The following is a 10,224-nucleotide window of genomic DNA, read 5'->3' as shown; positions in this document are numbered from 1 at the left end:
TTCGCCGGTCTCAAGTCGGGGGGGGCGTCGCCGCCTCCGCAATCCATAAACCCACGTGAAATCGGTTCGTTCCCGCGAGGCGCGATTTTTTTCGCCGCGGTTCGCCTGGCCTATTTCGGCGCGACGCTGACCGCCGGCATGGCGTTGAACTCGGCCTGGCTCAGCGGCGCGATGAGTTCGCCGCCCTCCTTGCGCAACGCGCCGTAGGAGAGGCTGCGCGGGCCGGCGGTCGGCGGCCCCTTGGGTCGCACCAGCACCTGGGCGGGCGCGCCGTTGTCGCGGTAGGTCACGCGCTCGACGACGCCGAGCACGACCCCGTTCTGGCCGCGCACGACCATGCCCTCCAGCGCGGCGGGGGCCTGGGCCTGGGCGGCCCCGGCCAGGGCGAGCGCCGCGAAGGCGCCGACGATACGCTTGGTCCTCTTCATGCCCCATAGATAAGGCGCGGCGCGGACTTGTCGAACCCCGCCGGCGCGCAAAATCGCGTGCGGAACGTCCGCCCCCTGCGGAACGTTAGCCAGACGCGGGCAAGTTCGCTCGTCTGGTCAGGGGAGAGGCCATGATCCACGAGCGGAACGAGCGCTTCGGCGCAACGGGCGCGCAGGAGGGTCACGGCCACTCGCTGCGCCGCCGCTGGTGGGCGCTGGCGGTGATCCTGTCGGTAGCGCTGGCCGGCGCCTTGCTCGGCCAGATGTCGGTGGTCCGCGGCGACGCCGCCCACCCGACGCCGCCTGGCCCGCTCGACCGGTTACCGTTCTAGACCTCAGGAGGCGACGCCATATGGCCACGACCCGCTCCACCACCCGAGCCGCGCTGAACGCGACGCGCGCGCGACAGGGACGCATCGGCGTGCACATGTTCTGGGTGCTGGCGGTGTCGACCGCCCTGGCCGCCCTGGCGCTGTTCGGCGCATGGTCGTGGCGAGCGGGCGAGCAGGCGGCGACGCCAGCCAGCAAGGCCGGCGCGGTGCGCACGGCCCAGTCGTTCGACGTCGGCGAACCTGCCCACGGCACCCTGCAGAGCACGCCGACGCCGGACGGGGCCACGAGCGTCCGCTAGGGCGGCCGCTCGCGACGCCTAGGCCGCCTTGCGGGTGTTGCGCGGATGGAAGAACAGCGCCTGACCGATGGCCGCCTTCACGGTCTCCGGCTGGAACGGCTTGGTGATCAGGAAGGTCGGCTCCGGACGCTCGCCGGTCAGCAGGCGCTCGGGGAAGGCGGTGATGAAGATCACCGGCACGTCGTGACGGGCAAGGATGTCCTTGACCGCGTCGATGCCCGACGAGCCGTCGGCCAGCTGGATGTCGGCCAGCACAAGCCCCGGGGTCTTGCGGGCCACGGCGTCGACCGCCTCGGTGCGGGTCGCAGCGATGTCGACCACGGTATGGCCGATCTCGGTGACCAGGGCCTCGATGTCGGCGGCGATGACCGGCTCATCCTCGATGATCAGCACGTCGGTAGCCAGCTCGGCGTCGATCTCGGCCTGCGCCTCGGCGATCAGCCGCTCGACCTCGCCGAACTCGACGCCGAGGATCTGGGCGGCCTCGGACGGGGTGAAGCCTTCGAGCGCGGTGAGCAGGAACGCCTGGCGCGAGCGCGGGGCGATGCGCATCAGCCGCTGGCTGGCGTCGTCGCCGCCCTCCTCGCCCGGCGCCTCAAGCTGCGCGCCGCTGGTCAGCCAGATCGCGTGGAACACGTGATACAGCGCCACCCGAGGCGTCAGACTGGCCTCCAGCACCCGATCGCCGGCGGCAAGCGCTTCCAGTGCGACGCGAACATAGTGGTCGCCAGTCGTCTGGTCGCCAGTCAAAGCGCGGGCATAGCGCCGTACATACGGCAGGTGCGGCGCCAGTCGGGCAAGAAGACTCAAATCAAACTCCTCCCTCTCGAGTTCGATGCAGCCGACCAGGATTGGCTCCCTGGGCAGGTCCATCATGTGCCCGAACGTAGGCCGTGGGAACCGGTTCCGTCAGAACGAGGTTTTCCTCAGCGCGATTATGTCTACAGTTTGGAACCCTGGGTGGGGTGAGGCGTTGACGGGCGACCAGGACGAACCGAGGGGGCGGGCTCAGCGAAAGCCGGGCGCCGAGGCCATGATAGAACAGCGTACCACAGAGGACCGTCGGCAAGCGCCTGCTGCGCTGGACGAAGCCCGCCTGCGCCAACAGGCCATTGGGGTGCGCCTGCGTCAGATGTTCGACGAGGTGGTCAGCGAACCTGTGCCCGAGGAATTCCTCGCCATTCTTCGACAAGCGGACAAGAAGTCAGCGGAGAACGGCTGATGGCCGAGCACAGCAAGGCCCGGCCGACGAGCACCCAGGCGGACGACGAGGCGTTCAAGCGCGAGTTGGTCAAACTGATCCCCCACCTGCGCGCCTTCGCCCGGACCCTGGCCGGGGATCCGGCCAGCGCAGACGACCTGGCGCAGGACGCCATGATGAAGGCCTGGGACGCGCGCAACAGTTTCCAGATGGGCACCAACATGAAGGCCTGGACCTTCATGATCCTGCGCAACCAGTTCTATTCCGAGAAGCGGCGTTCGTGGCGCCAGAGCCAGCTGGACCAGGAGGCCGCCGAGCGGACTCTGGTGGCGGTGGACGATCCCGAAGCGCCGGTGGCGCTGGACGAACTGCGACTGTCCCTCGCCCAGTTGCCGGCCGAGCAGCGCGAGGCGCTGATCCTGGTCGGGGCCGGCGGCTTCGCCTATGAGGAGGCCGCCGAGATCTGCGGCTGCGCGGTCGGCACCGTGAAGAGCCGGGTCAGCCGCGCGCGCAAGGCGCTGCACAGCATTCTCGAGGACGGGAGCTATGAGCGGGATGGAAGCGCGGCCGGCGACGCCATGAGCGCCATCCTGGCGGACGCGGAGCGGTTGAGCACCGCTCGCTGATAGGGCGGAAGCATGGACGGCACGCCCTGGGGCTCCCTTTCCACCATCCGGGTCCGCCTGACGGCGGCGCTGGCGGCCGCGCTCCTGCCCGTGTTGATCCTCGGCATCCTGCAATCGGCGATCTCGTTCCGGCGTGAGGGCGTGCAGCTGCGCGAGGACCTGGCCGCAGCCTCGGAACGCAGCGCCGCCACCGCCCGCGCGCGCATGGAGGCGGCCGACATCCTGCTGGAGACGCTGGCCCCCGGCTCTGTCGGCTTTAACTGCGCCCAGCGGCTGGCCGAGGTGACCCATCGCATTCCCGGCTACCACAACCTGATCCGCTTCGACCGTCGCGGCCGGGTGGCCTGCGCGGCCGGCGACGTGCCGGCCGACATGGCCCGGGCCAGCCGCCCCTGGTTTCAGAGCCTGTCCAAGGGCGACAGCCTGGTGATCACCCGCGACCCGGGCGCCAACTACGCCACCGTGCCGGCGCTGCTTGCGGCGGTGCCGGCGCACGATCCACGGGTCGGCTTCGACGGGGCGCTGGTGGCGGTGATCTCGCTGGAGAGCCTGGCCCCGCGCACGGCCGACCGCTCGTTGCCGCAGCGCTCCGAGGTCGCCCTGACCGACGGCCAGGGAACCTATATCAACGCCACCGACAAGGAGGCCTTCCCCGTCCTGCCCAGCGACTGGCGGGCCCAGGCCCTGAAGCAGGGCTCGATGGTCTGGTACGCACGCGACGCGCGCGGCCAGCGACGGGTCTATTCGGCCGCGCCGCTGGTCGGCGACGAGCTGTTCGTGATCCTGTCGGCGCGCTCGGGCGGGCTGTTCTCGTGGGCGACGCTGAACCCCCTGACCAGCATCGTCTTCCCGATCCTGACCTTCATCCTGGCGCTGGTGGCGGTGTCGGTGGTGACCGAGCGGGTAGTGATCCGCTGGATCGCCTACCTGCAGCGCATCGCCGCGCTCTACGCCCGCGGCCGGTTCAGCGTGCGGCCCGTGCAGGCCGACCAGGCCCCGCCGGAGATCCGCGACCTGGCCGAGACGCTGGAGGACATGGCCGACGCCATCGTCGGACGCGACGCGTCCTTGCGCGATTCCCTGGCGCAGAAGGACGACCTGATGCGCGAGATCCACCACCGGGTGAAGAATAACCTGCAGGTCATCTCCTCGCTGCTGAACATGCAGCAGCGGGCCCTGACCGACCCGGCGGCGCGGGCGGCGATGTCCGACACCCGCCAGCGGATCACCGCGCTGGCCCTGATCTACCGGGCGCTCTACCAGGGGCCGGACCTGAAGCGGGTCGACCTGCGGACCTTCCTCGAGGAGCTGACCGCCCAGCTGATCGCCGCCGACATCAGCCACGGCGCCAATGTGCGGACCGAGATCCACGTCGACGACCTGGTCATCGACCCCGACCGGCTGGCGCCGCTGGCGCTGTTCGCGGTCGAGGCGGTGACCAACGCCCAGAAACACGCCTTCGCCGGGCGCGGCGGCACCCTGCGGGTCAACTTCATCGTCCGCGGCGACGAGGCCGAGCTGGAGATCAGCGACGACGGCGACGCGCCGCCCGACGCCCTGACCACTTCCGGCGTCGGCCGCACCCTGATGACCGCCTTCGGCCGTCAGCTGCGCGGCCGGTCCGAGGTCGTGCGCAACGACCAGGGCGGAATCACCGCCCGCCTGATCTTCCCCACCCCGATGGACGAGCAGGCCGGTCGGCGCCCCGCCGCGCGAGGGAACCAGGCCGCGGCTTGACCGTTAGCCTCGGTGCGCAATCAAGGGGAGATCTCTCATGCGTAAGTTCGTGATTCTCGCGGTTCTCGCCGCCAGTCTTTCCGTCACCGCCTGCAATACCGTGTCCGGGGCCGGCAAGGACGTGAAGGCCGCCGGCCAGGCCGTGACCAATACCGCCGAAGACGCCAAGAAGTAGAGCTGCTTCCATTCGGCGGTCCGCCGCCGTAACGAAGCGTTGAGACCGTCACCCCGCCATAGGCGCCGGGTGGCGGCTTTCGCGCGTTCGTAGTCCGCTATCTTTCGGTGGCCTAGGCGGCGACGCGGTAGGCCGGGTTGCGGGCGTACAGGCCGGGTCGACCGGCGACCGGCTCGAAGGCGTCCGACAGCCCAGCCGCCGATTCCTGCTCGCCCAGGAACAGGAAGCCCTCCGGGCTCAAGGCCCGCGCCAGGTTGATGAGCAGCCGCCCCTTCATCGGCTCGACCAAGGCCGAGAGCACGTAACGGCAGAAGATCACGTCGAAGCGACCGGCCGTGCTGAGGTCGGCGACCAGGTTGACCCGCCGCCAGCGGATCATCTGGCGCAGGCGCGGCGACACCCGCCACATGTCGTCCGAAGGCTCGAAGTGGCGGATCAGCTGGCGGATCGGCAGGCCGCGCTGGATTTCGAACTGGGTGTAGAGCCCGCTCTGGGCCTTTTCGAGCTGGCGCTCGCCGATGTCGGTGCCGAACAGCTCGACCTTCAGGCCCGGCAGGCGGCCGCGCTCGTCCTCGACGATCATCGCCAGCGAATAGACCTCCTGGCCGGAGGCGCAGGCCGCCGACCAGATGCGCACCGGCTCGGCGCCGCGCAGCCGCGCCAGGGACGGCAGCACCTCGTCGCGGAACAAGGTGAACGGCTCGCGGTCGCGGAAGAAGGCGCTCTCCGACTGGGCCATGGCCTCGACGATCGACCAGGCCAGCCTTTCCTCGCGCCGCTCGCGCAGCAGGGCCAGCATGTCGCCGATACTGCCGAAGCCCTCGCGACGGGCCAGCGGCGCCAGCCGGCTCTCGATCAGATAGGTCTTTTCAGGATCGACCCGCACGCCCGCGCGCGCCGCGCAGAGCTGAGCCACCAGTTCCCGGTCATCCAGCGTCATGCCAGCCCGACCTGGGCGAACTTCGCGGCGATGATGTCGCCGTCGAACGGCTTCATGATGTATTCGTCGGCCCCGGTGTCGAGCGCCTCGCGGATCCGCTCGACGCTGTTCTCGACGGTGCAGAAGACCACGGTCGGCTGCTCGCCGCCCGGCTCCTGGCGCAGGATGCGCAGGAACTCGATGCCCGACATGGCCGGCATGTTCCAATCCAGCAGCACTGCGTCGGGCATGGCCGCACGACACCAGGCGAGCGCCTCCAACCCGTCGGCGGCCTCGGCGATCTCGAAGCCGATGTCCTCCAGGATGCGGCGCGCGACCTTGCGGATTACGCGGCTGTCGTCGACGACGAGACAGGTCTTCAACCTGGGCGCTCCTCTCTCGTGGCGTTTCTCGCGCCTGGTTGGTTAAGGAGCCGTATGGCGCCAGGCGGAAATCGGCCGCGCCGGCCGGGGAAGCTGAGGGTCGGATCAGAAATTGTCGATTGAGGGGCCGCCTGGGCGGCCTAGGCTGACCGCCCCATACCCGTTGCAAGAGGCCCGCGATGATCGACGTCCACTATTGGCCGACGCCGAACGGCAAGAAGGTGACGATCCTGCTGGAGGAACTGGAGCTGCCGTACCGGGTCGCGCCGGTGCACATCGGCCGCGGCGACCAGTTCACCGACGACTTCCTGAAGATCTCGCCGAACAACCGCATGCCGGCGATTGTCGACCACGCGCCGGCCGACGGCGGCCCGCCGCTGAGCGTCTTCGAGTCCGGCGCGATCATGATCTACCTGGCCGAGAAAGCCGGCCGCTTCCTGCCCGCCGACGTGCGCGGCAAGTATGAGGTCATCCAGTGGGTGATCTGGCAGATGGCCAATCAGGGTCCGAAGTTCGGCGAGCGCGGCCACTTCAGCCGCGTGGCCCCCGAGCACGGCGACCAGTCCTACGCCCAGCGGCGCTTCAACGACGAGGTCCACCGGCTGTACGGGGTGCTGAACAACCGGCTCTACGACCGGCGCTACATCGCCGGCGACGCCTATTCGATCGCCGACATGATCTCGTTCCCCTGGACCGTCAGCTGGGAGCTGCAGGGCATCGACATGGGCGAGTTCAAGTACTTCAAGCGCTGGTTCGACGAGATGAGCGCGCGCCCGGCCGTGCAGCGCGGCATGGCGGTGGTCGCCGACCCCGGCGAAGACCCGGCGTCGATCACCCCGCAGGAGCAGGAGCGCCGGCGCGGACTGCTCTACAACCAGCGCGCCCGGCCGGCGCCCGCCGTCTAGGCGCCCAGGCGGGCGGACCAGTCCTCGACCCGGCGCGTCTCCAGCCGCCGCCGCGCATACTTGCGCCAGCCTTCGGGCAGGTGCTCAAGAGCGGCCATCGCGGCCAGTTCCTCGCGGTTCAGCGTATCGACATAAAGCGTCCGCCACAGCCGATGGATCGTCCAGTCGGGCGAGCGCCGGTCCTGAAGCTCGAACCCGTCGCCCGGCGCGACCAGACCCGGTTCGAGCACCCGGTAGTACCAGCCGGTGCGGCCGGTGGCCTGGACCTTCTGGGCCATGTCCGGAACGTCGAGACGCAGGTTGAGCTTCCAGCAGGGCTGGCGGCCCTGGGACACCTCGATGAGCGCAGTCCCCAGGCGGAAGATGTCGCCGATCGCCACCTGAGTCTCGTCCAGGCCCCGGGTCGAAAGGTTCTCGCCGAAGCCGCCGGGCGCGGCCAGGGCCGGGCGCGCGCCGAGCTCGGCGCGCCAAAGCTCGTAGTGTTCGAACGGATAGTGGTGCACCGCCTTGTCCGGGCCGCCATGGACGCGGGTGTCGGCCTGGGCGTCGCCCTCAAAGCCAGTGGGCGTCAGGCGCAGCGGGCCGGCGACCGGCGCCTTGGCGATGCCGCTGAGGGTGTCGCCGAGCGGGGCGACCTGGCCGACGAGCAGATGATCGAGGCGGAGCATAGGGCCGCCATAGACGGCGAGAGGTCTGGCCGGAAGGTCCGCTGGCGAACCTCCGGCCAGACCAGTTCGTCAGATCAGCGCGGCCGGCTGGACGTCCAGTTCCTTGAGCAGCGGCTCGGCGTAGTCGACCCGGCCGGTGACCGTCTGCGGGTCGCCGGAGGCCAGGCGATAGACCGCCTCGGCGATGTACTCGATCGGCTGCACCCGGCTCTTGGTGGCCTCGTTGATCAGGCCGTGGACGGCGACGCCGGGGGTGTCGACCAGGCCCGGCGAGACCACGTTGACGGCGATGTTGTCGGCATAGACCTCGGACGCCAGGCCAGTCGAGAACCGCTCCAGCGCCGCCTTGCACATGCCATAGACGGTGCCGCCGCGGGCCGGACCGTAGGGCTGCTTGGGGTGGATCCCGGCCGGCGAGGAGATGTTGACGATCCAGCCGGCGCCCTTGTCGCGCATGCCGGGAATGACGAGCTGCGACAGGTGGAACGGCGCATAGACCTGCACCTCCATCATCAGCTTGAAGCGCTTTTCCGGGAACTCCTCGACCGGGATGAAATAGGTGATGGCGGCGTTGTTGATCAGGATGTCGACCGGGCCGTAGAGGGCGGTCGCCTCCTCGACCAGGCGTTCGCGTTCGGACGCCTGGGCCAGGTCGGCCTTGATGAAGGCGGCTTCGCCGCCGGCCTTGCCGATGCGCTCGACGGTGTCCTGCAGGGTCCCGGGCAGGCGGCTCTCGCCGCTCTCGGCGGTTCGGGCCGAGGCCACGACCTTGGCGCCTTCCTGCGCCAGGCGGGCGCAGATCGCCTCGCCGATGCCGCGGCTGGCGCCAGTGACCAGGGCGACGCGGCCCTTCAGCGTCCCGTTCGGATTGACGGTGACCATTCTCGAAATCTCCCTAATGAAATGTCTTTGTTTTTATTTGGAAACGGGGCGTTTCGGCCCCGCCTAGGATACGCCCTCCGCGTGCTGGAGAACGGGCTTGCCCGCCGTGGCGGGCCAGGCGTCGACCGTGACGCGGCGCATATGCCGCCGCTGTCCCGGATAGTCGTTGAGCGCGAAGTGCCAGACCGAGCGGTTGTCCCAGAAGGCCACCGAGCCGGCGGCCCAGGCGAAGCGGCAGGTGAAGGCCTCGTAGCGGGAGTGCTCGAACAGGAAGTCGAGCAGCGGCTTGCTCTCCCGCTTGCTCCAGCCGTCGATGCGCATCGTGAAGGCCGGGTTCACATAGAGCGCCTTGCGGCCGGTCTCGGGGTGGACCTTGACCACCGGATGGACGAACTCGCCGACTGCGCCCTCGGCCTCGACGACCTTCATCGAGGCGCGCTTCTGGGCCGAGTGGCCCTGGGCGGAGTATTCGCGGCCCGCGGAATGGACGGCGTTGAGGCTCTCCAGCGTCGCCTTCAGGCCCGGCGACAGCGCCTCGTAGGCGGCGGCCTGGCTGGCGAACAAGGTGTCGCCGCCCCACTCCGGGATCTCGACGGCATAGAGGATCGAGCCGATCGACGGGGTCTCCAGGAAGCTCATGTCCGAGTGCCAGCCGCCGCCGAAGTTCACCTTGTCGCCCGGCTCCTTGACGATCTCCATCACCTCGGGATGGCCGGGCATGCCGGCGACATAGGGATGGATGTTGAGCGGGCCGAAGCGCCGGCCGAAGGCCAGCTGGGCCTGCGGCGTCAGGCTCTGGTCGCGGAAGAACACCACCTGGTGATGGACGAAGGCGGCGCGGATCTCCTCGATCACGGCGTCCGGCAGGTCGGCGGACAGGTCGACGCCGGAAATCTCGGCGCCCAGGGCGCCGGCCACCTTGCGGATCGTGAGGCCTGACATCGGACCATCTCCCTCTTGGCTTGGAGGATCAAACAACGCCTGGGCCGCGAGCGCGAGTCAGAAGCGCTCACTTCGGCTGTAAGAGATCCCATCGGTTGCCATAGAGATCCTCGAACACCGCCACGGTCGCATAGGGTTCCTGGCGTGGCGCCTCCAAGAACCTGACGCCCGCCGCGGTCATCCGCGCGTGGTCGGCGGCGAAGTCGTCGGTGTGCAGGAAGAAGCCGACCCGGCCGCCGGTCTGGTCGCCGACCCGCGCGGCCTGGACTTCGCCCGCGGCCTTGGCCAGCAGCAGCCCGCTCTGCGAGCCGCGCGGGGTGACGACCACCCAGCGTTTGCCGCCGCCCATGTCGTCGTCGGAGCTGAGCTCGAAGCCGAGCTGGTTCACATAGAAGCCGATCGCCTCGTCGTAGTCGCGGACGACGAGGGCGGTGAGGGCCAGGCGTTGGGTCATTGAACCTCCAATTGGCCTCTAGACCCCGGCGCCACCGAAGCTAGAGTGCAGGCCGTTTTTAAAGGGGGGAGTATCCATGCGTAGAGTCTCGGCGCCCACTGCCGCTAAAATTCTCGGCGCCGCCATTGTCCTGAGTATGGGCGCGAGCGGCCAAGCAGCCGCCCAGGCCCAGCCGGCCACCGTCATTCATGCCGGCGCGCTGCTCGACAAACCGGGCCAGGGGGGGGGGGGGGGGGGGGGGGGGGGGGGGGGGGGGGGGGGGGGGGGGGGGGG

The 10,224-nt window shown here is 69.5% G+C and carries 15 protein-coding genes; 7 read left to right on the top strand and 8 right to left on the bottom strand.

Going from position 1 to position 10,224, the window contains the following annotated elements:
• Positions 1–110: 110 nt before the first annotated feature.
• Positions 111–428, bottom strand: coding sequence for a hypothetical protein (locus OUA97_RS20325; protein ID WP_267233855.1), 318 nt, complete (start codon positions 426–428; stop codon positions 111–113).
• Positions 429–559: 131 nt separating this feature from the next.
• On the opposite strand from OUA97_RS20325, the gene OUA97_RS20320 reads away from it, so the two are divergent.
• Both OUA97_RS20320 and OUA97_RS20315 read left to right on the top strand, forming a co-directional pair.
• The gene (locus OUA97_RS20320; RefSeq protein WP_267233854.1) at positions 560–760 is read left to right on the top strand and encodes a hypothetical protein; all 201 of its coding nucleotides are present in this window, start codon (positions 560–562) and stop codon (positions 758–760) included.
• A 20-nt stretch (positions 761–780) separates the two neighbouring features.
• A complete protein-coding gene (locus OUA97_RS20315) occupies positions 781–1,059 on the top strand; it encodes a hypothetical protein (protein ID WP_267233853.1) in 279 nt (92 codons plus the stop codon).
• Between the two features lie 18 nt (positions 1,060–1,077).
• Here OUA97_RS20315 and OUA97_RS20310 read toward each other — a convergent pair whose 3' ends face one another.
• Positions 1,078–1,869, bottom strand: a complete 792-nt coding sequence (locus tag OUA97_RS20310; protein WP_267233852.1) for a response regulator — start codon at positions 1,867–1,869, stop codon at positions 1,078–1,080.
• Between the two features lie 223 nt (positions 1,870–2,092).
• On the opposite strand from OUA97_RS20310, the gene OUA97_RS20305 reads away from it, so the two are divergent.
• From OUA97_RS20305 to OUA97_RS20290, 4 genes are read left to right on the top strand one after another with little or no spacing between them, the layout of a single operon-like run.
• Complete coding sequence (locus OUA97_RS20305; RefSeq protein ID WP_267233851.1) at positions 2,093–2,281, top strand: NepR family anti-sigma factor; 189 nt, start codon at positions 2,093–2,095, stop codon at positions 2,279–2,281.
• Entirely contained in the window at positions 2,281–2,886 is a 606-nt protein-coding gene (locus OUA97_RS20300) for a sigma-70 family RNA polymerase sigma factor (RefSeq protein ID WP_267233850.1), read from the top strand. Before OUA97_RS20305 ends, OUA97_RS20300 begins: the two co-directional genes overlap by 1 nt.
• A 12-nt stretch (positions 2,887–2,898) precedes the next feature.
• Positions 2,899–4,623 (top strand): sensor histidine kinase, encoded by a 1,725-nt coding sequence (locus OUA97_RS20295; RefSeq protein WP_267233849.1) that lies wholly within the window; start codon positions 2,899–2,901, stop codon positions 4,621–4,623.
• A gap of 37 nt (positions 4,624–4,660) precedes the next feature.
• Entirely contained in the window at positions 4,661–4,798 is a 138-nt protein-coding gene (locus OUA97_RS20290) for an entericidin A/B family lipoprotein (RefSeq protein WP_267233848.1), read from the top strand.
• Positions 4,799–4,910: 112 nt separating this feature from the next.
• On the opposite strand, the gene OUA97_RS20285 is transcribed toward OUA97_RS20290, so the two are convergent.
• Both OUA97_RS20285 and OUA97_RS20280 read right to left on the bottom strand, forming a co-directional pair.
• Entirely contained in the window at positions 4,911–5,738 is an 828-nt protein-coding gene (locus OUA97_RS20285) for a CheR family methyltransferase (RefSeq protein WP_267233847.1), read from the bottom strand.
• A complete protein-coding gene (locus tag OUA97_RS20280) occupies positions 5,735–6,100 on the bottom strand; it encodes a response regulator (protein WP_267233846.1) in 366 nt (121 codons plus the stop codon). Before OUA97_RS20280 ends, OUA97_RS20285 begins: the two co-directional genes overlap by 4 nt.
• Positions 6,101–6,279: 179 nt before the next feature.
• Between OUA97_RS20280 and OUA97_RS20275 the strand changes: the two genes are divergently transcribed.
• Entirely contained in the window at positions 6,280–7,005 is a 726-nt protein-coding gene (locus OUA97_RS20275; RefSeq protein WP_267233845.1) for a glutathione S-transferase N-terminal domain-containing protein, read from the top strand.
• Here OUA97_RS20275 and OUA97_RS20270 read toward each other — a convergent pair.
• The 4 genes from OUA97_RS20270 to OUA97_RS20255 all read right to left on the bottom strand — a co-directional run bounded on the left by OUA97_RS20270 (position 7,002) and on the right by OUA97_RS20255 (position 9,951).
• Positions 7,002–7,673 carry an MOSC domain-containing protein gene (locus tag OUA97_RS20270; RefSeq protein ID WP_267233844.1) on the bottom strand — a complete coding sequence of 224 codons (672 nt, stop codon included), beginning with the start codon at positions 7,671–7,673 and terminating at the stop codon, positions 7,002–7,004. The genes OUA97_RS20275 and OUA97_RS20270 overlap by 4 nt on opposite strands.
• A 69-nt stretch (positions 7,674–7,742) precedes the next feature.
• Positions 7,743–8,555 carry an SDR family NAD(P)-dependent oxidoreductase gene (locus OUA97_RS20265; RefSeq protein ID WP_267233843.1) on the bottom strand — a complete coding sequence of 271 codons (813 nt, stop codon included), beginning with the start codon at positions 8,553–8,555 and terminating at the stop codon, positions 7,743–7,745.
• A gap of 63 nt (positions 8,556–8,618) precedes the next feature.
• Positions 8,619–9,497, bottom strand: a complete 879-nt coding sequence (locus OUA97_RS20260) for a TauD/TfdA dioxygenase family protein (protein WP_267233842.1) — start codon at positions 9,495–9,497, stop codon at positions 8,619–8,621.
• Between the two features lie 67 nt (positions 9,498–9,564).
• Positions 9,565–9,951, bottom strand: coding sequence for a VOC family protein (locus OUA97_RS20255; protein WP_267233841.1), 387 nt, complete (start codon positions 9,949–9,951; stop codon positions 9,565–9,567).
• Positions 9,952–10,224 lie beyond the last annotated feature (273 nt).

Source organism: Phenylobacterium sp. 58.2.17 (assembly GCF_026411515.1).
Classification (GTDB): Bacteria; Pseudomonadota; Alphaproteobacteria; order Caulobacterales; family Caulobacteraceae; genus Phenylobacterium.
Note: the sequence above shows the minus strand (reverse complement) of the source record. Positions and strands in the feature narration are given on the sequence as shown.

Coding starts and splice junctions, on each gene's coding strand:
- OUA97_RS20325 (WP_267233855.1), bottom strand. CDS start 428: ATGAAGAGGACCAAGCGTATCGTCGGCGCCTTCGCGGCGCTCGCCCTG.
- OUA97_RS20320 (WP_267233854.1), top strand. CDS start 560: ATGATCCACGAGCGGAACGAGCGCTTCGGCGCAACGGGCGCGCAGGAG.
- OUA97_RS20315 (WP_267233853.1), top strand. CDS start 781: ATGGCCACGACCCGCTCCACCACCCGAGCCGCGCTGAACGCGACGCGC.
- OUA97_RS20305 (WP_267233851.1), top strand. CDS start 2,093: ATGATAGAACAGCGTACCACAGAGGACCGTCGGCAAGCGCCTGCTGCG.
- OUA97_RS20300 (WP_267233850.1), top strand. CDS start 2,281: ATGGCCGAGCACAGCAAGGCCCGGCCGACGAGCACCCAGGCGGACGAC.
- OUA97_RS20295 (WP_267233849.1), top strand. CDS start 2,899: ATGGACGGCACGCCCTGGGGCTCCCTTTCCACCATCCGGGTCCGCCTG.
- OUA97_RS20290 (WP_267233848.1), top strand. CDS start 4,661: ATGCGTAAGTTCGTGATTCTCGCGGTTCTCGCCGCCAGTCTTTCCGTC.
- OUA97_RS20285 (WP_267233847.1), bottom strand. CDS start 5,738: ATGACGCTGGATGACCGGGAACTGGTGGCTCAGCTCTGCGCGGCGCGC.
- OUA97_RS20275 (WP_267233845.1), top strand. CDS start 6,280: ATGATCGACGTCCACTATTGGCCGACGCCGAACGGCAAGAAGGTGACG.
- OUA97_RS20270 (WP_267233844.1), bottom strand. CDS start 7,673: ATGCTCCGCCTCGATCATCTGCTCGTCGGCCAGGTCGCCCCGCTCGGC.
- OUA97_RS20265 (WP_267233843.1), bottom strand. CDS start 8,555: ATGGTCACCGTCAATCCGAACGGGACGCTGAAGGGCCGCGTCGCCCTG.
- OUA97_RS20260 (WP_267233842.1), bottom strand. CDS start 9,497: ATGTCAGGCCTCACGATCCGCAAGGTGGCCGGCGCCCTGGGCGCCGAG.
- OUA97_RS20255 (WP_267233841.1), bottom strand. CDS start 9,951: ATGACCCAACGCCTGGCCCTCACCGCCCTCGTCGTCCGCGACTACGAC.